Genomic DNA, 17,148 nt, shown 5'->3' on the forward strand with positions numbered 1-17,148 from the left:
CTGCAGGAGAGAATCACCCATGCACCGACCCTCCGACGTCGTCACCGTCGACTTCGCGCAGCGCACCGGCCCCGTCCACGGCGGAGCGACCGGCATGCTCTACGGCCTGTCGGACCCGGGGGTGCCGGGAGACGCCCTGCTCGCCGGCGCCCGGCCGCGCACCGTCGCGCAGAAGGCGCCGGACGGCGACCAGCACCCCAACGGCGACGCCCTCGCGATCGCGGACGGCTTCTTCGCCGCGGGCGGCGAGGAGATCGTCGTTTACATGCAGGACGTCTACAGCCAGTGGCCCTACGAGAACCGCGGCATCGACGACTACCTCGCGAAGGTCGACACGATGGTCCGCAAGGTCGTCCGGGAGCGGCCGCACGACAAGGGCAGGTTCGTCTGGGTGCCCTTCAACGAGCCTGACGGCATCTGGTACCAGGACTGGGCGGCCGCCAAGGAGAAGTTCTTCAGCGACTGGCAGGTGGTGTTCGAACGCATCCGCTTGATCGACCGAGACGCCAGGATCGTCGGCCCGAACGAGGCCGACTACAACCCCGGCCGGCTGCGTGACTTCCTCACCTGGGCCAAGGACCACAACTCCCTGCCGGACATCATGAGCTGGCACGAACTGTCGCGCAGCCGGCTCGCCGACTACCGGGGCCACTACGAGCACTACCGCCAGATGGAACGCGACCTGGGCATCGGCCCGCTGCCCATCAACATCGACGAGTACGGCAACCGCCGCGACATGTCCGTCCCCGGCCAGATGATCCAGTGGATCTCGCTGTTCGAGGACACCAAGGTCGACGCCGACATGGCGTACTGGACCTATGCCGGCAACCTCGACGACCACGCGGTGCGCACCCGGCAGGCCAACGGCGGCTGGTGGCTGCTCAAGTGGTACGCGGACCTGACCGGGCAGACGGTCCAGGCGGTCCCGCCGCAGCTGAGCGTCGCCGACACGGTCCAGGCCGTCGCGGCGATCGACGAGTCCGCCCGGCGCGGCACCATCCTGGTCGGCGGCGGCTCGGAGCCCGTCAGGCTCGACATCTCCGGGCTCGACCCTGCCGTCTTCGGCAAGCAGGTCGACGTCCTCGTGTCCAGGACCACCTGGACCGGGTACGAGGGCGACGCGCTCCAACCGCCGGTCATCGCCGCGCGGCGCACCGGCGTGTCGGCGGGCAGGCTGCAGGTGGACCTGCCCGGCGGGGACGTGATGGCCGCCTACCGGGTCACCGTCGTCCCCGCAGGCGGCGGCGCGCCGGAGCCGGACGCCCCCTGGACGGTCTCGGTCGAGGCGGAGTCCGCCACGCTCCACTCGGCCCAGGCCTTCGACCAGGACACGACGGCGGACCCCCAGCTGTACGCGACCTCCGGCAAGCGGCACGTCGGCGCCATGAACAAGGTCGACTCCGCTGTGACGTTCGCCGTCACCGTGCCCCGCGACGGCCGCTACCGGCTGGGGATCCACCAGGGCGCGAACAAGGCGCCCGGCAGGCACGCGCTGTTCGTGGACGGCGCTCTCGACCAGATCGTCCAGTACTCCGCGAACCTCGGCTGGACCTACCGGGGCCGCACCGACGTGGAGCTCCAGCTGACCGCCGGCACGCACCAGCTCTCCCTGCGCACCAGCGCCGACGGCACGAACCTGCTGCCGGGCAGCGACATCACGCTCGACAGGTTCGACCTCACCGAGGCCGGTGCGGCGGAGCGGGCGGCGTACCCCGCCGACGAGGCGCGCCTGTCCGGCGGCGCGCGGATCACACGGCACGGCACGGGCCCCGCCATCGCCCTGGGCGGCGGCGCGCGTGCCACGTTCTTCGTCGCCGCGAGCGAGTTCGGCTACTACGACCTGGAGCTCGCCTACCGGGCACGCGGGACGGGCGGCCTCCGGGTGCTCGTGGACGGGCGTGAGATCCCCGGCCTGCGGGCACCGCACCCCGGGGAGGCCTCCTCGCGGGCGCGGGTGTACCTCCCGGCCGGCATCTCCGAGGTCCACGTGGGCGGCCCGGCCGGCCTGGAGCTGCGCGGCCTCACCACGGCACGGGCCGGCCAGGCGGACACGGCCGTGCACCGGGTCCAGGCCGAGCAGGCGCAGCTTGCCGGGACCGCGCAGGTGGTCGACGTCCCGGCCACGAGCGGCTCGAACGCCTCGGGGAACGCCTATGTCGGGCAGATCGGCAACGGCGCGGGCAACACCGTGACCCTCCCCCGCCCTGACGGGTTCGGTCCCGGCGAGTACGTCCTGACCGTGCATTACGCCAACGCGGACAGGAACCGCGGCCATCCGTACAACACGGACGTCATCAGCCGGTTCCTCGACATCACCGAGACCGGCGGCTCGACGACACGCGGTGTGTTCCGGCACACCTACGCGTGGGACAACTTCTGGCCGCAGGCGACACCGATCACGCTCACGACGGAGCAGGGCGCGATCGTCCTCGGCAACGCGAAGGCGTACGGGCCGAACATCGACCGGTTGGAGCTGGCGCGGCTGGTGCTGGAGGTGGACAACCGGCCGCGCGACTGACCCGTACCGTCACCGGCGCACCCCCCGAAGGCTGTAGAGGGATCTTCTTTTCGGTAAGCACAGTCCCCAGAATGATCAACCCATGTTAGAAAGGGGCTCGCGTTTCTGGGACGAGGTGTGCTGGGTGATGGACGACGTGCTCCGTGCGATGGCCGAGAAGATCTCGGCGGGGGCGCCCTCCGGGTGGCGGCGGGCGGAGCTGCGCGGGTTCGCGACCGGTCGCGGCGGGTCGGGGCACCGCGGCCTGAGGTTCGAGCCCGGGGGCATGGGTGACGACGTCGACGTGCACCCGGAGCTGACCGCGCTGCACGACCTCGCGGGGGCGCCGAACGGGCGGCTCACCGTCGAGCTGGTCGTCGAGGCCAGGGGCCGGTACGAGGCGGTGATCAGCCGGTCGCTGGAGCGCGACGAGGGCAACGGCTTCCTTTACGTGCTCGATCCCACCGCCCTGCCGGCCGAGCCGGGCACGTTCCAGGAGGGCCCGGCGAACGCCACGCCCGCCGGAGACCCGCGCGAGGCGGTCGCCCTGCTCGGGGCGTACTTGAGCGAACGCGACCGGATCCTGGGCTGGGACACGTACGCGCCGCCGCCCGCGCTTCCCGTGGCCCGCCGCACCCGGCTGGAGGCGCGCCTGCCGGCTGCGCTCCCCGACGACCTGCGCGCCCTCTACACGCATGTGGACGGCGACGGCGGCGAGGGCCTGCTGGACCGGCATCCGTGGTTCGGCCTCGAACTGCTGGAGAACCAGAGCAGGCGGGAGAACCGGTGGTGGGCGGCGGGCCGCGCCTGGCGCGACCACCTGGCGAGTCCGGTCATCAGCAGCGCGGGCGCGCCGCTGGCGGTGCGCCGGATGTCGGACCATCCGCGCTGGATCCCGTTCGCCACCAGCACGGGCGGCGACTTCCTGGCCGTGGACCTGGCGCCGGGACCGGGCGGACGCCCCGGCCAGGTCATCCGCATGGGGCTGCACCACGACGGCGGCCCGGCCTACGTCGCCGATTCGGTGACCGGCCTGCTGCGGCGGCACGTCGAGGCGCTGCGGTCGGGCGCCTACGAGGTGATGCCGAACGGGCTCTGGATCGACCTCGGCAAGCCGGGCCCGGACGCGCATGAGGAGTCACGCTCGCTGACGGTCGCGGGCGCGGACGCGGCGTCCCTGCGGGGCATGCACCACGGGATCGAGCGGTTATCGGTGGTCAACGCCCCTTGGACCGATTTCGGGGCGGTACGAGGCGCGCCGGCGCTGTGGGAGGCCAGGGTGGAGAACTGCCCGGGAGCCGACCTGGCGCCGCTCCGGGACACGCCGGTGGAGCTGCTGGACCTGTCCATGGACACGATCGACCTGGCGCCGCTGGCCGGCCACTCCACGCTGCGGATGCTGGTGCTGAGAACCGGGCGACCCGTGGACCTGACGCCGCTGCTGTCGTGCCCGCGGCTGTACGGGCTGGATCTGTCCACGGCGCCGATCCGCGACCTCGGCGTGCTCGGCGAGCTGCGGGGCCTGCTCTACCTGCGGCTGCGCCGCGCGCAGTGGGAGGAGCTGTGGAAGCGGGCCGGTCACCCGGCGGGGCTCGCGGCGGCCGGGCTGGCCGCGGAGCCACGCCGGGAGAAGGCCTGGTGGTGGTCGGTCGACAGGTCCTACCACGCCCCGGAGCCGTCACCGCGGACGGCGGCGAGCTGGGCGATCGACCTGGCCGGGGAGCACGCCGACGTGCTGGTGCGCACGGGCCGCCACACCCGGTCGCGCTGAGATCTAGCCCCTCGTCGAGATCAGGTCCAGGGCGCGCTGGTGCTGCTCCGGCGAGGGCGCCCTGGTCCAGGTGATGCCGGGCAGGTTCTCGGCGAGCATGCGCGCGAGGACGGCGGACATGACGTCCGAGGGCTCGGCGTACGCCATGTGGGGGCGCATGCCGCGGTAGCCCTCGAGCACCCGGCCGTAGTCGTACATGAGCGTGTTGGTGAAGCGGCTGCGCTCGGCGTCGGCGCGCTCGAGCCCCTCCACGAACTCGGGCTCCGGCTCCTCGATCACCGCCTTGTAGATGTCGAGCCGGTTGCGGATCTCGCCGGGCGAGGCGTGGCTGTGCGCGTCGTCGTACATCCTCGACACGTGCCGCGGCATCTCCGTGAGCACGGTGAGCATGCCGTAGCCGCCGTCCTCGTCACCGTAGCCGCCGACGCCGCCGTCCACGCCCTGCGCGCGCGTGGCGTCCATCATCGCGCTCGAGAAGGCGTACTTGTCCAGACCGTCGACCGGCTCCTCGAGCCAGTCGTCGTTCAGGTGCAGCACTCCCCCGGTCTCGGACTGCGCGGCACGGTCGAGGAGGTGACGTACGGCGCCCGCCGGGTCGGCGACCGCTTGCGGCCCCAGCGCGGCGAACTGCTCGGCCAGCAGGAACAGCGAGACCATCATCGACGGATGGTAGACGCGCAGCGCCCCCTCCTCCCGGTGCGGGTAGACGGTGCTCTCGTCGTCGTACGCCTCCAGCCCCGCCATGAAGGCCTGCTCCTGCTCCTCGGTGAGGATGAGCTCCCAGGCCCACTTGCGCTCCACGTGGAACTTGTAGAAGTCCTCGCCCCTGAGCGGGTCCCTGAACTTCCACCACAGGGCGACGCCGACGACGAGGGCGACGACGACGCCCAACGCTATCCACATACGAGATCGTCTCTCTTTCCGGTCCGGGGATCGGCCACAAAGAGCGGATCGTAGCGGCGAAGATCATCGTCTTACCGGAAAACCTGAGAAAACGATCAAATATCGGCATGCGGGTCAGGAAGTCTCGGGCCGGCCTCCCACGTCGCCGCTGAGCGCCGCCGTGACAGCCTCTTCCACGGTGGGATGGACGTTCATGACGTCCCACACCTTGGTGATCTGCAGCACACGAGCCGGCATGGGGTGCACCGCGGCCAGGTAGACCCCCTGCGGGTGCTCGGCGGCGTTGAGCCGTAGAAGCGTGTGGAGACCGCTGCTGTCCATGAAGCTCAATCCGCTCAGATCGAGCACCAGGGGCTGTCCCGACTGACGCATCCGCGTGGTGTACGACTCGAGCCGGTCGGCGTTGCTACAGTCGATCTCACCGGCCACGGTGATCAGCACACCCGCGATCAGCTGCCGGCACTCCAGTGTCAGAGGGGTCATGGCGGTTCAGTGCGCCGGTGGCGCCTGCACAGCAGTGACGAGCATGGCGTCCTCGCAGTAGGTGGTCAGCAGGGGTTTGACAACGGCGAAGGGACCGTGCGACAAGAATAATCCCCGAAGGGGGTTACCGGAAACCCGTTTCGCCATAAGATCTTCAGGTAAACAGTTTTCGCCCGCTCCACGGGTCGGCATCCCCTGGCGCGGAGGAGGCGAAGTGAGCCGTGAGTACATTGGATGACCGTCCCTCCACCTGGACCTTCCTCACCCATCACGCCCGCGTGCTGGTGGAGATCGCCCGCGACCCCCAGGTACGGCTACGTGACATCGCCGCCAGCATCGGCATCACCGAACGCACCGCCCAGAACATCGTGCGCGACCTCTACGAGGCCGGCTATCTGACCCGCACCCGCATCGGGCGGCGCAACCACTACACCATCAACCCCGAGCAGCACTTCCGCTACCCCACCGAGGCCGGGCTGCCCATCAGCCTGCTCATCGACATGTTCACGCAGCACGACATGGCCGCCGCCGAGACCACCCCCGGCGAGCCGTCCGCGTCCTGACCGCCGGTCTCAGCTCAGCAGTTCGCGGGCCAGCGCCTCGCGCCACCACCGCTCGACCCGATCGGGTGACCAGCCGCGCTCTGCGGTGAGCGTGGCGTAGACGTCGATGCTGCACAGCCCCGCGTAGACGTCGACCGCCGCCGCCACGTCCAGGCCCTCCCGCAGGACGCCCGCGGGCCACGAGGAGAACACCGCCGTCCGGGTCTCGTCGGCCCGCCTGCGACCGTCGCGGTAGACCGCCGCGAGCTCCGGCTCCGTACGGCCGGCCTCGCGCAGCAGCGTGATCACGTCGCCGGCGCGCTCGTACAGGCGCCGGTCGAAGCCCGCCATCGCGGCCAGCTGCCGCGCGGGATCGCGCTCCGCGGCCTCCAGCTCCGCGAGCTGCTGCGACGGGTCGGCCGACAGGTCGGCCGCGTCGGCCAGCGCCCGGGTCAGCCCGCCCTTGTTGCCGTACGCCGCGTAGACCGTCGGCACGGAGACCCCGGCCTCGCGCGCCACGTCGCGCACGGTGGTGGCGGCCCAGCCCTGATCGACGAAGAGCCGGCGCGCCGCACGGGCGATCTCGGCACGTGTCTCCAGCGCCTGCGTCGTACGGCGCAACGAGTCGTACCGACGCCGGCCCACCTCTGCATCCATGCTCAGCACCCTAATGATTTACGCTACTTATATTGAATATAAGACACGTATGGAGGCACCATGCGCTTCTCCCGGATCAGCGGCATCGCCGCCATCGGCTTCGCCACCACGATCGTGACCGTCAACCTCGTCCTGACCCCGGCGGGGCTGCCGCTCACCGGGGCCGCGCCGGCCGAGGTCAACGCGTTCTTCAGCGCGAAGGGCGCCCTCGTGGGGCTCGGGTCCGCGCTCACCCCCGCCGCCTGGGTGCTGGCCACCGTGTTCGGCGCGGGCGCCGTCGCCGCCCTGTGGACGTCGGAACGGGAACGGGGCGAGGCCTGGTCCCTGGTCGGGTTCACCGGCGTGGCCCTGCAGAACGTCACCTTCGCCGCGGTCATCGCCACCCGGCTGGCGCTGTCCAGAACGGCCACGGACGCGCCCGCCGGGACCCCGGGCCTGTGGGCGTGGCACGACGGGATCTTCACGCTCAACGCCACGTTCCTGGCGATCGCCCTCGTCGGCCTGTCGGTGGCCGGGCTGCGGGCGAGGTTCATCCGGCCCTGGCACGGCGCACTGGGGTTCGTCGCGGCCGCGCTCCAGTTCGCCTCCGCCTGCCTGGCCTTCTGGATCATGAAGGAGCAGGGGCCGCTCGGGCTCATCGGCCTCGCCGGCTGGCTGCTCTGGGTGGCCTGGATCGTGGTGTACGGCATCCGCCTCGTCCGCGCGGCCTGATCGCGGCCCTAGGGTGGGCTTCATGGACCACGTCCTGATGACTGAGCGCCTGATCCTGCGTCCGGTGACCGTAGCCGACCATGCCGAGCTGGTGGCTCACTGGACCGGCCCGGATGTGCGGCGGTTCCTCTTCGACGGGGCGGTCCTGTCCCCGGCGGAGATCAGCGAGGTCATCGAGGACAGCGTGCGGGACTTCGCCGCGGCCGGCCACGGTCTCTGGCTGGTCCGGCAGAAGGACGGGACCGCTCTGGTCGGCACGGCCGGGCTGCGGCCGTTGGAGGAGCTCGGGCTCGAGGTCTTCTACAGCCTGGAGCCCGCCGCGTTTGGCAAGGGCTACGCCACCGAGGCCGCCCGCGCGGTGGTCGAGTACGCACTCGGCCCTCTCGGGCTGCCCGAGGTGCTGGCCGAGGTCGACCAGGGCAACGCCGCGTCGGTGGCGGTCGTCGAGCGGCTCGGCATGACGCCGTTCGCGGTGGTGCCCGGCCTGCTCGGCCCGATGACCCGTTACCGGCGCACCCCCTGACGGTGGCGTTCGCGCGTCACGGCAGCTCCCGGATCGCTCCGGCCAGTTCCTCGGCGTGGGTGAGCTGGGGATGGTGCCCCGCCCCCTTGATCGTCGTCACCCTCGCCCGGGTGCCGAGCGTGTCGAGCAGCGCGCGGCCCTCCCCGGTCAGCGGGTCCCCGGCTCCCACGATCACGTGTACGCGGCCCTGGTAGCGGGCGAGCGCGGCTCCGAGCTCGCCGCGCCGGCGCGTGCCGCCGGCGGCGGACAGCAGCCGCGCCGCGTGGGCGGCCACGCGGCCTCGGCGCAGGTCATCGGCGCTGGACGCGAGCCGCCCCGCGTTCGTCGCGTCCCCGGTGAGCAGCCGCGACAGCGCGACCGGACGCGCCCGGCCGAGAACGAGGCGGGTCAGCGGGGCCACCCGTGTGGCGAGCCCACCGCGGGCCTGGAGAAAGAAGGGCGATACCAGGGTGAGCCGCTCGACCCGGTCGGGGTGCGCCAGGGCCGCCTCGACCGCGGCGGCGGCGCCGATGGAGTGGCCGACCAGGTGCACGCGGCCGGCCTCCTCGACCAGGGCGCCCAGCCAGGCGGGCAGGTCCCGCGGGCGCCCCGCGCTCATCCCGAGGCCCGGCAGGTCCACGACGCGGGCGTCGCCGAGCGCGGCGGCGACCGGGGCCCAGGTGTCGGCGTTGACGGGCAGGCCGGGCAGCACCAGGGTCGGCGCGCCCGGCTCACCGATCCCGAACGTCCGCACGCCCGCGTGCCACGTGAACCGCCGCACCGGCCCGGCGGGCGCGGCCCCGAACCGATGGGCGGCCAGGTGGTCGGCCCATCGCAGGATCGACTCGGTGGTGGCGGGGAGCGCGAGCCCGTGACGCCCGGCGAACGCGCGGGCCGGCCCCGTGGGATAGCGGTCGGACGACAGGAAGGTCAGCGTCTCCGGGTCCGTCCTGGTCAGCGCGGCCGGCAGGCGCCGTATCAGAGACACGGGCACCTTCAGGCGCGGGACCTCGACCTGGTAGTGCCGCCCCACGAGCGAGAGGAGCTCCGGCAGCGGCGGGGTGCCGTCGTCCAGGATCCAGTACGAGGCCCGCGCGGCTGCCGGGTCCTCGGGGAGCAGCGTCATGAAGCGCGCCAGGTAGTCCACGGGGATCACCGGGACGAACGTCCGCTCGCTCCCGGGCAGGGCCGCGAGCGAGCCGCGCCAGATCTCCTTCAGGCTCGAGGCGAGCCCGATCTGCTGGTCGGACTCGCCGCTCGTGCTGTCCCCGATCACGCTGGAGGGGTTGACGACGGACCAGGGCACACCCAGCCGGTCGGCGGCGGCCTGGAAGACCGCGTCGGACTCGACCTTGGACGCCTCGTAGGGACCGAGGCGCTGGTAGGCACGTCGTACGAGGTCTTCGCCCCACGGCACCGTCGCGGGGTCCTGTCCTCCCACGCGGTAGCCCGAGACGTGCACGAGCCGCCGCAGGTGAGGCAGCCGCGCGGCGAACGACACGATCGCCCGCACGCTGCCGACGTTGGCGTGACGCGCCTCCTCGGCCGTCATCCCGAACCGGTAGGCGCCCGCGCAGTTGTAGATCTCGGTGACGTCCTCCCAGGCCGGCGCGTCGCCCTCGATCAACGCCGGCGCGTCGAAGTCGACGCGGACGTCGGCCGGGGCGGTGCGGCACCCGTGCCCGGCGAGCCACTCCCCCAGCCGGGCGCCGGCCCCGCTGTCGCGCGTCGCGGCGGTGACCCGGACACCGGCCTCGTCCAGCGCGAGGATGAGATGGCGGCCGACGAACCCGGTGGCGCCGAACACGAGCGCGTGCCTGCTCACGGGGTCTCCTTCGCGGGCGGCTGGTCGAGAAGACCGCCGAGCACCTGGGCGGCGTCGCGCAGTGCCTGCACGTCGCGCCGGGCGCGGGACACGATCACCGCGCCCTCCAGCCCGCTGACGACGGTCGTGGCGAGGGCGCGCGCCGCCGGAGGCGTGTGGCCGCGGCCCGCGAGGTGCTCGGTCATCGGCCCGATCCACGACTCGAAGGCGGCGGCGCAGGCGGTGCGGAGCCGTTCGCTGTGCGCGCCCATCTCCAAGGTCACCACGGACACCGGGCAGCCGAGCCGGAAGTCGCTGCCGTCGAGGATCCCGATCAGGACGTCGACCACCCGCCGGAGCACGTCTCCCGGGCTCACCGCCTCGGCGACCATTTCGGTCACGAGCCCGCGGAACTGGTCGGCCGCCAGCTCGACGGCCTTCTCGCCCAGCGCCTCCTTGCCTTCGGGGAAGTGGAAGTAGAGCGAACCCTTCGGAGCCCGGGCATGCTCCGTCACCGTGGTGAGCCCCGTGCCGCTGTAGCCGCGCGCCTGGATCAGCTCGAGCATCGACTCCACCAGCCGCCCGCTCGTCCGCGCGCCCTTGTCCGTGACCATGGGTAGAAAATAGACCGGTCTATATATTTTTCGCAACCCGTGGCCGCCGACCCGCCCACCACCGGACCCGCCCCGCCTGCGGGAACAGGGCCATCGGCGAGCTCGACGATCAACGGCCGAAGATCCCGACACAAAGATTCTGGTCACAAACATTTCCTGAAATAACCGGTCTACCGTATTGCCATTGACTGGAATTGTTGGAACATATGGTCATAGTCATCGAGTGAGGTCCAAAGATCGCTTACCGCAATCAGGTGGCGGCGAGGGGAAAGGGGCAACGCTCATGCACCAACGTGCTGTCCGAAACCTGGCCAAGCTCGATACGACGCAAGCCAGAATCACGCGGATCTTCGACGCGGCGGCGGGCGGGAAGAACAACTTCCTGGTGGACAAGGACATGGTGCGCCATTTCGATCAAGTAACCCCCGCCCTCACCACCGCGGCCCGCGCCGTGCTCCAATTCCTGTCCCGCGCGGTACGCCACCTGGCCGCCGCCGAGGGCGTGGACCAGTTCCTGATCGTGGGCAGCGGCGTCCCCAGCGGCCTTCCCGCCGGGCACCGGTTGCACGACATAGCGCGCCGCGCCTCGGCCGGCCCCGGCCCGCGCGTCGTGTACGTGGAGAGCAACCCGATGGTGATGACCATGGCGCAGGCCACCATCGAGCCCTTCAACGACCTGGTCCGCGTGGTGGACGGTGACGTGCGGGAGATCGACGAGCTGCTCCGGGACCACGTGGTCCAGACTTTCCTCGACTGGGACAGGCCGCTGGCGGTGCTGCTGATGTCGACGCACTGTCTCGACGACGACGAGAGCGCCCATTTCGTCGTCAAGCGGCTCCGGCACGCGGCGCCGAAAGGCAGCTTCCTCGGCCTGCTGCACACCACCTTCGACGGCGTCCCGCCGGAGCTGCTGCCCGCCATCCGGAGCATGCTCGCCATGACGCTCCCCCGCCTGGCCATCCGTACCCGCGAAGAGGTCCGAGCCCTGCTCGACGGCCTCGACCTGATCGAGCCCGGGCTGGTGTGGGTCCCGCAGTGGCGTTCCGGCGAGCGCGACCTCGCCTGCCCCACCGAGCGCGATCTCGCCTGCTGCGACGAGCCCGCTTCCTCAGGGAACTACGGCGCCGTGGCCCGCATCCCCTAAGGACCGCACACCGGCCAACGCTATATCCGATTTATCGGCATATTTCATGATTAATGCGGCCGGCCACATCGGCCCCATGGATCACCAGCGTTACCAGAGCGAGATTTCCGACGCGAATGCGTCAATTTATGTCCACCTTATCAGTGGAGTATTTAGGCCGCCCGGAAATTTCTCATATGTGCGGCGTCTGACGAGGTCGATTGCCCTGCAAGGCAAATGCAAGGATTTCCCGTCTATGATTCCGCCATGACAAACCACGACAGATCCAGCGCGTTGCCTCCATTTTGGCAACTGGGATCGGAATAGCGCTCGCCGCGATCGGAGTGCTCCTCTCGGCCTTCGTCGCCGAATGCTCGCGGCCGACCAATTGCCGAAAGGGGGGCGACGGGACAACGCTGTGAATCGCCTCGGGCCTGTCAATGGTGAGCGGTGTGCTGGCGGCTGAGCGCCAACGTGACGCCGTACCTGACCTTGTGGCGCAGGCGCGGCACGCCCGCGTCCGCGCCGACCTCCGCCGACATCGGCACCGCGAAGGACGTCCTCGCCGGCCTGGTCACCGACCAATGGCACGAAGAGACGATCCTGCACTAACTGTGCGATCCCGAACCCATACCGCTGCCCTGGCGCTCGACCCAGCGCCACGAACTCGCCGACCGGCCCGAGATCATCGCCAGGGGGACCATGGCCTTCCCCGGCCGGCCTGCTGCGTACCGGAGGGCCGTACTACCAGTTCAGGCACTTGAAGCGCTCCCCACGACTAAAGGTCGGGGGATTCCAGCCAGCTTAGGGCTCGCCGTAGCGTGGCCCTGAGCTGCTGTTGCTTGGCGGTTCGCCTTCCGGCCCACACGGTTGCGTGGTTTGCGCGCCCCAGCCCGCGCACCCGGTCCGGGTGGTGCGTGCTCCGCCCTCCCGGCGGTGAGGATGTTCTTGGCGGCGTTCACGTCGGCGTGCTCGGTGTGTCCGCACGAGGTACACCGGAAGACCGCTTGGCTCTGGCGGGACTTCCGATCCACCACCGTGCACACGTTGCACGTCTGACTCGTGTACGCCGGATTCACGGTGATCACGCAGGTGCCTGTGTAGCGGGCCTTGCTGCGGGTGGCCAGCTCGATCCGGTGCCAGCCCTTGTCCAGGATGGACCGGTTCAGACCGGACTTGCTCGCGGCCCCGTTGGGCAGGAACGCGCCTGACTGTTCGGGATCTGGCTGGGGTGCCACGGCGGCGGTCATGTTCGTGGTCGCCAGGGCCTCGAACACGATCAGTTCGAAACTCGTGGCCAGGGTATGGGCGGTCTTGGCGGCGAAGTCCGCGCGGCGACGCCGCACCTTCGCCAGCGCCTTGCCGAGCTTCGCGGCGGCGTGCTTGCGCCGGGCCGAGCCCTTCCGGGTGCGGGCCAGGCGACGCTGGAGCGTGGCGGCATGCTCGACCTCCCGCCCGCGGGCGAAGACCTGGTGGTGGAAGAGCCCGTCCGAGCGGGTGACGACCTTGGCCACACCCCGGTCGATACCGACCGCGCTGCCCGGGTTGTCGTGCCGTTCGGGTGTGACCGCGCCGTCTTCGACCAGGAAACTGACATACCAGTGCTCGCCGTCCCGGCTGACAGTGGCGTTCTTGACCCTGCCGCCGAGCGGGCGGGTGATGCGGAACCGGACCCAGCCGAGCTTGGGGAGTTTCGCCCGTGCCCAGCGCCGATTCAACCGGTCGATGGCGATCTTGGAACCCTCGGGGAACCGGAACGACGGCCGCGTCCTGGCCTTGGATTTCCAGCGGACCTTCCACGTCCCATGTCGGCTACACGCCTGGTCCAGGTCGAGGAGCGTCTGCTGAAGGCAGTGGCCGGGCACCTCTGCCAGCCACGCGAACTCGCCCTTGGCCTCAGCGAGCTGGCGGGCCTGTTCGTGGTAACCGATCCACGCGTTCCGACGGCGGTAGGTGCGGCGCTGCTCCAGGGCGGTGTTCCACGCACTGCGGCAGACGCCGCCGATCCGCTCAGCGAACTCTGCCTGACCAGGCGTAAGGTCCAAGCGGTACTTACGTCCGGTCAGCACCCTCGGGTCACCGGTTCTTCTGGTTCTCGACGTACCGCTTGACCACATCCACAGGTGCCCCGCCCACGGTGGCCACGAAGGAGGAGTTGGTCCACAGCGTCGGGAGTTTGGACTTCAGGTGCGGGAACTCCTGACGCAGGACGCGTGAGGAGCGGGCCTTGATGGCCTTGACCAGCCGGTGCACACCGAACTGCGGGTCCACCTCGACCAGCAGGTGAACGTGGTCGGGCATGACCTCCAGTTCCACCAGCCACGCGCCTTTCTCCTCGATCACCTCGCGGATCAGCTCTTTCAGTCGCGTCTAGATCCGTTCACCCAGCACTCGCCTGCGGTACCTGGGCCGGCGCCACACCACGTGAAAGGCGCACTGGAAGGCGATGTTGCTGTTCGTGCGCAGTTGTTGACACAAGGTCACAGCCACACGGATCAATATACGGAGTTGATCTATCTACCGCTCAAAGATTCGACAGAACGGCTCACCCCCATGGCTGAAGCCAGGAGTCCGCGCCCTAGATCTCCGATCGAACTGCAGCAGCATCTCGCGCGCGAACGGTCCGTCCCCCGGTGAGGGGGCGCCTGACCCGGGGTCGCCGGGTCAGGCGCTCACTGGCGCAGCAACAGCGCGGTCAAGGGCCCGGCCAGGCCGGGCGGAGGGTCTTCCGGCACCGTGTAGACCTTGCCGAGACCGTCGCCGACGGTGATCCGGTAGGTCATCAGGTCGGCGCCCACCTCACCGGGCTCCTGGGCCGTGGCGGCCTCGATCGCGGAGAGTGCGTCGTACACCTTGGCGGCCTCCTGCTCGGGGAGGTCGTCGGTGTCGTACGCGGCGACGGTCTGCTCTATGCCGGCGAAGCCGCCGGTGCTCTCGATCTTCACACGCATGGGCGGTTACTTGAAGGCTTTCTTGAGTGCGGCCAGCTCAGCGGCCAGGATGTCGTCGTCACCCAGGTTGCCCTTGGTGGTCAGCTTGTCCTTGGCGATGATCTGGAACTCGGGCAGCTGCATGGTGCCGCAGCACATCGACCGGTCCTGGACGGCGCGCAGGCTGGCGGACGACGTGTCGGCGGGCTTCACGCTGGTGACGTCCTTGGCGGTCTTGCCGTCGCCGGTGTAGCCGGCGTTCATGAGGTCCATCTCGCCGGAGAGCATCTCGGTGAACGGCGTGGGCGAGGTGACCACCTCGCGGAAGGCGAACCGGTTGCGGATGAACGTCCGGTAGATGATGGGATCGCCCTGGGCGGCCGAGATCTGCAGCATCTGGTTGACGACGTCGGTGTACGTGGCCCCGGTCGCGGGCGCCTTCACGATGGCGTCGAACAGCAGCTTGCACAGCCTGTCCGCGACCTCCATGAGGATCATGGTAGGGCTCTTGACCGTGCCCTGCTTGGTGCGTTCGTGCGCGTAGATGTCGGCGAGCACGTCGTAGATGCCACCGGTGAAGACCTGCGAGACGGCGTGCACCTCGTTGCTGACCTCGCTCAGCTTGAGGTCGTTGTCGGCGTTGCGCAGCCCGAACGGCATGCCGAGCGCCTGCCCGAACTGCTCGGCCAGGGACGACAGGAAGGACTTGGCGTGCAGGTTGGCCTTGGTGAGCGCGACGAGCGCCTCGGCCAGGTCCGGCATCGACAGCGCCAGGAAGATGGCGGTCAGGTCGCCGAACGACTCGTGCAGGCCACCGGTCTGCGGCGGGTTCTCCGCGCTGAGCCAGCCCGGCTTGAGGCCGTCGAGGATCGCGTGCCCGGTCTCGTGGGCGACGATGTCCAGCGAGCGGCAGGTGAAGACCTGCTGCGAGGAGCCGGTCGGGGCGAAGAAGAGGAACTTCAGCGCCTTGGCCGTCCTGCTGTAGAACGCGTTGGCGCCGGCCCCGGCGCGCGGGAAGACGGTCAGCCGCTCGATGTTCCCGCCGGTGTTCCAGGCGAACGGAATGGGCGTGCCGCCGTTGTGGCGCTGGTACATCGTCATCGTCTCCCGGACGACCGCGTACGTGTGCGCGCAGTCGAACTCCGGTGAGTTGGGGACGAAGATGAAGTCGCCGTTGATGTTGCGTGCCACCGGTGTGGTGCCGGTCAGCTCCGTGGTGACGCGGGCGTCGGTGGGCCCGTTGAGCACCGGACTGGGGATGAAGATCCCCCTGACGCCCAGCTCGGCGACGGTGGGGTCCTGCTTGTAGATGAGGATCCGCGGTCCGACGATCGGCGGGATCGGAATCGGGATCGGGGGCGGGAGCGGGCTCGGTGCCGCCTCCATCGTGAAGGGCGGCTGGAGCAGCTGCTTCGTGTAGTCGGCCACGGCTGCTCCCGTGACTTCACGGTATTCAGGGACGGCTTTCTCCCTGAGTTCCTGAATAATCATCTGATTTTTCTCTTCCCATATGCGCTCATGGATCCGGATGACGAGCTAATTGCGACAACCTCGGATGCGCTTCTCGGATCTTCCCCAGCGCCGGATAAGCACTTGCACATGGGATTTCAAAGGTTTCCGCCTGGCCGCGGCGATCGTTCATCGCGCATGAGCGTTTCGTTCAGGGTTCGCCCGGTCCCGACTGGTTAGGTTGGCCTGCAGGAACGCGCACCCGCGCGGACGATCTCAGGGGGAAGGTTGCGGATCGGAATCGGGCTGCCGTCAGCCGTGCCGGGAGCCGACGCCAGGTCCATCGGGCCATGGGCGGCGGAGAGCGAGCTTCGCGGCTTCCGATCGCTGGGCGCGTTCGATCGGCTGGTGTACGACAACCTGGACCCGCTGATGGCGCTGGCCGCCGCGGCGGCCCGTACCGAACGCGTCGAGCTGGTGACCACCGTGCTCAACGCCGGCTACCGCGGCAACCCCGTGGTCCTGGCCAAGCAGATCCACTCGCTCGAACGGCTCTCCGGCGGGCGGCTGACCGTGGGGCTCGGCATGGGCGGCTGGGCGGAGGACTACGCGGTCAGCGACGTGCCGATGACCGGCCGGGGCGCGGCGCTCGAGGCGGCCCTTGCCACGCTGCGCACCGTGTGGCGCGGCGAGGTGACCGGCCCTGCCGGCTCCATCCCCGCACTGCCCCCGGACCGCCCGCGGCTCCTGCTCGCCGGCTTCGTGCCCGCCGCCTTCGCCCGGGCCGCCACCCTGTCCGACGGCTGGGTCGCGCCGTCCTTCGGGCTGCAGCTCCTGAAAAGGGGCGTCGACGCCGTACGCCGGGAGTGGGCGCAGGCCGGGCGCCGGGGACGGCCGCGGATCGTCGTGGAGCGCTACTTCTGCCTGGGGCTCGGCGCGGCGCGGACCGCCGACGCGTACATCGCGCGCTACTACGGCGACCTGTATCCCCAGGTCCGTCACGACGTGGTGACCGACGTCGAGCACCTGCGCACGGAGATCGACCGCGTCGCCGAGGCCGGAGCCGACGATCTGGTGCTGCTTCCCTGCTCGAGAGAGTTCGAGCAGATCAGCCTGCTGGTGGACGCCCTGGACCGGGCGGGCCGCAGGCCCTGAGCGCGGC

At 70.2% G+C, this 17,148-nt stretch carries 16 protein-coding genes and 1 pseudogene; 8 read left to right on the top strand and 9 right to left on the bottom strand.

What is annotated here, in order from left to right; all coding sequences use genetic code 11:
• The first annotated feature begins 19 nt into the window (after positions 1-19).
• Both ABD830_RS07930 and ABD830_RS07935 read left to right on the top strand, forming a co-directional pair.
• Complete coding sequence (locus ABD830_RS07930) at positions 20-2,518, top strand: hypothetical protein (protein WP_344985814.1); 2,499 nt, start codon at positions 20-22, stop codon at positions 2,516-2,518.
• Positions 2,519-2,600: 82 nt separating this feature from the next.
• Positions 2,601-4,268, top strand: coding sequence for an SMI1/KNR4 family protein (locus ABD830_RS07935; protein ID WP_344985815.1), 1,668 nt, complete (start codon positions 2,601-2,603; stop codon positions 4,266-4,268).
• A 3-nt stretch (positions 4,269-4,271) separates the two neighbouring features.
• On the opposite strand, the gene ABD830_RS07940 is transcribed toward ABD830_RS07935, so the two are convergent.
• Positions 4,272-5,171, bottom strand: coding sequence for a hypothetical protein (locus tag ABD830_RS07940; protein WP_344985816.1), 900 nt, complete (start codon positions 5,169-5,171; stop codon positions 4,272-4,274).
• 114 nt (positions 5,172-5,285) lie between these two features.
• Positions 5,286-5,654, bottom strand: a complete 369-nt coding sequence (locus ABD830_RS07945; protein ID WP_344985817.1) for an STAS domain-containing protein — start codon at positions 5,652-5,654, stop codon at positions 5,286-5,288.
• A gap of 221 nt (positions 5,655-5,875) precedes the next feature.
• On the opposite strand from ABD830_RS07945, the gene ABD830_RS07950 reads away from it, so the two are divergent.
• Positions 5,876-6,217: a helix-turn-helix transcriptional regulator gene (locus tag ABD830_RS07950; RefSeq protein ID WP_344985818.1), complete on the top strand. Its 342-nt coding sequence runs from the start codon at positions 5,876-5,878 to the stop codon at positions 6,215-6,217.
• 9 nt (positions 6,218-6,226) lie between these two features.
• Here the strand turns inward: ABD830_RS07950 and ABD830_RS07955 are convergent, their stop codons facing one another.
• Positions 6,227-6,853 carry a TetR/AcrR family transcriptional regulator gene (locus ABD830_RS07955; RefSeq protein WP_344985819.1) on the bottom strand — a complete coding sequence of 209 codons (627 nt, stop codon included), beginning with the start codon at positions 6,851-6,853 and terminating at the stop codon, positions 6,227-6,229.
• Between the two features lie 60 nt (positions 6,854-6,913).
• Between ABD830_RS07955 and ABD830_RS07960 the strand changes: the two genes are divergently transcribed.
• Positions 6,914-7,564, top strand: coding sequence for a hypothetical protein (locus ABD830_RS07960; RefSeq protein WP_344985820.1), 651 nt, complete (start codon positions 6,914-6,916; stop codon positions 7,562-7,564).
• Between the two features lie 22 nt (positions 7,565-7,586).
• Positions 7,587-8,087 carry a GNAT family N-acetyltransferase gene (locus tag ABD830_RS07965; RefSeq protein WP_344985821.1) on the top strand — a complete coding sequence of 167 codons (501 nt, stop codon included), beginning with the start codon at positions 7,587-7,589 and terminating at the stop codon, positions 8,085-8,087.
• Positions 8,088-8,103: 16 nt separating this feature from the next.
• Here the strand turns inward: ABD830_RS07965 and ABD830_RS07970 are convergent, their stop codons facing one another.
• A complete protein-coding gene (locus ABD830_RS07970; protein WP_344985822.1) occupies positions 8,104-9,891 on the bottom strand; it encodes an alpha/beta fold hydrolase in 1,788 nt (595 codons plus the stop codon).
• Positions 9,888-10,484 (bottom strand): TetR/AcrR family transcriptional regulator, encoded by a 597-nt coding sequence (locus tag ABD830_RS07975; protein WP_344985823.1) that lies wholly within the window; start codon positions 10,482-10,484, stop codon positions 9,888-9,890. The genes ABD830_RS07970 and ABD830_RS07975 overlap by 4 nt, the downstream gene beginning before the upstream one ends.
• A 283-nt stretch (positions 10,485-10,767) precedes the next feature.
• On the opposite strand from ABD830_RS07975, the gene ABD830_RS07980 reads away from it, so the two are divergent.
• Positions 10,768-11,628: an SAM-dependent methyltransferase gene (locus ABD830_RS07980; RefSeq protein WP_344985824.1), complete on the top strand. Its 861-nt coding sequence runs from the start codon at positions 10,768-10,770 to the stop codon at positions 11,626-11,628.
• A 429-nt stretch (positions 11,629-12,057) separates the two neighbouring features.
• Positions 12,058-12,219, top strand: coding sequence for a hypothetical protein (locus ABD830_RS07985; RefSeq protein WP_344985825.1), 162 nt, complete (start codon positions 12,058-12,060; stop codon positions 12,217-12,219).
• Positions 12,220-12,359: 140 nt separating this feature from the next.
• Here the strand turns inward: ABD830_RS07985 and ABD830_RS07990 are convergent, their stop codons facing one another.
• The 4 genes and pseudogenes from ABD830_RS07990 to ABD830_RS08005 all read right to left on the bottom strand — a co-directional run bounded on the left by ABD830_RS07990 (position 12,360) and on the right by ABD830_RS08005 (position 15,965).
• Entirely contained in the window at positions 12,360-13,676 is a 1,317-nt protein-coding gene (locus ABD830_RS07990) for an RNA-guided endonuclease InsQ/TnpB family protein (RefSeq protein WP_344985826.1), read from the bottom strand.
• 7 nt (positions 13,677-13,683) lie between these two features.
• Positions 13,684-14,085 (bottom strand): annotated as a pseudogene (tnpA, locus tag ABD830_RS07995) (IS200/IS605 family transposase).
• 194 nt (positions 14,086-14,279) lie between these two features.
• The gene (locus ABD830_RS08000; RefSeq protein WP_344985827.1) at positions 14,280-14,558 is read right to left on the bottom strand and encodes a protealysin inhibitor emfourin; all 279 of its coding nucleotides are present in this window, start codon (positions 14,556-14,558) and stop codon (positions 14,280-14,282) included.
• A 6-nt stretch (positions 14,559-14,564) separates the two neighbouring features.
• Positions 14,565-15,965, bottom strand: a complete 1,401-nt coding sequence (locus ABD830_RS08005; protein WP_344985828.1) for a gluzincin family metallopeptidase — start codon at positions 15,963-15,965, stop codon at positions 14,565-14,567.
• A gap of 309 nt (positions 15,966-16,274) precedes the next feature.
• Between ABD830_RS08005 and ABD830_RS08010 the strand changes: the two genes are divergently transcribed.
• Positions 16,275-17,141, top strand: coding sequence for an LLM class flavin-dependent oxidoreductase (locus tag ABD830_RS08010; protein WP_344985829.1), 867 nt, complete (start codon positions 16,275-16,277; stop codon positions 17,139-17,141).
• Positions 17,142-17,148 lie beyond the last annotated feature (7 nt).

The sequence above is a fragment of the Nonomuraea helvata genome, assembly GCF_039535785.1.
GTDB lineage: Bacteria > Actinomycetota > Actinomycetes > Streptosporangiales > Streptosporangiaceae > Nonomuraea > Nonomuraea helvata.

Coding starts and splice junctions, on each gene's coding strand:
- ABD830_RS07945 (WP_344985817.1), bottom strand. CDS start 5,654: ATGACCCCTCTGACACTGGAGTGCCGGCAGCTGATCGCGGGTGTGCTG.
- ABD830_RS08000 (WP_344985827.1), bottom strand. CDS start 14,558: ATGCGTGTGAAGATCGAGAGCACCGGCGGCTTCGCCGGCATAGAGCAG.
- ABD830_RS07980 (WP_344985824.1), top strand. CDS start 10,768: ATGCACCAACGTGCTGTCCGAAACCTGGCCAAGCTCGATACGACGCAA.
- ABD830_RS07955 (WP_344985819.1), bottom strand. CDS start 6,853: ATGGATGCAGAGGTGGGCCGGCGTCGGTACGACTCGTTGCGCCGTACG.
- ABD830_RS07960 (WP_344985820.1), top strand. CDS start 6,914: ATGCGCTTCTCCCGGATCAGCGGCATCGCCGCCATCGGCTTCGCCACC.
- ABD830_RS07940 (WP_344985816.1), bottom strand. CDS start 5,171: ATGTGGATAGCGTTGGGCGTCGTCGTCGCCCTCGTCGTCGGCGTCGCC.
- ABD830_RS07965 (WP_344985821.1), top strand. CDS start 7,587: ATGGACCACGTCCTGATGACTGAGCGCCTGATCCTGCGTCCGGTGACC.
- ABD830_RS07930 (WP_344985814.1), top strand. CDS start 20: ATGCACCGACCCTCCGACGTCGTCACCGTCGACTTCGCGCAGCGCACC.
- ABD830_RS07975 (WP_344985823.1), bottom strand. CDS start 10,484: ATGGTCACGGACAAGGGCGCGCGGACGAGCGGGCGGCTGGTGGAGTCG.
- ABD830_RS07935 (WP_344985815.1), top strand. CDS start 2,601: ATGTTAGAAAGGGGCTCGCGTTTCTGGGACGAGGTGTGCTGGGTGATG.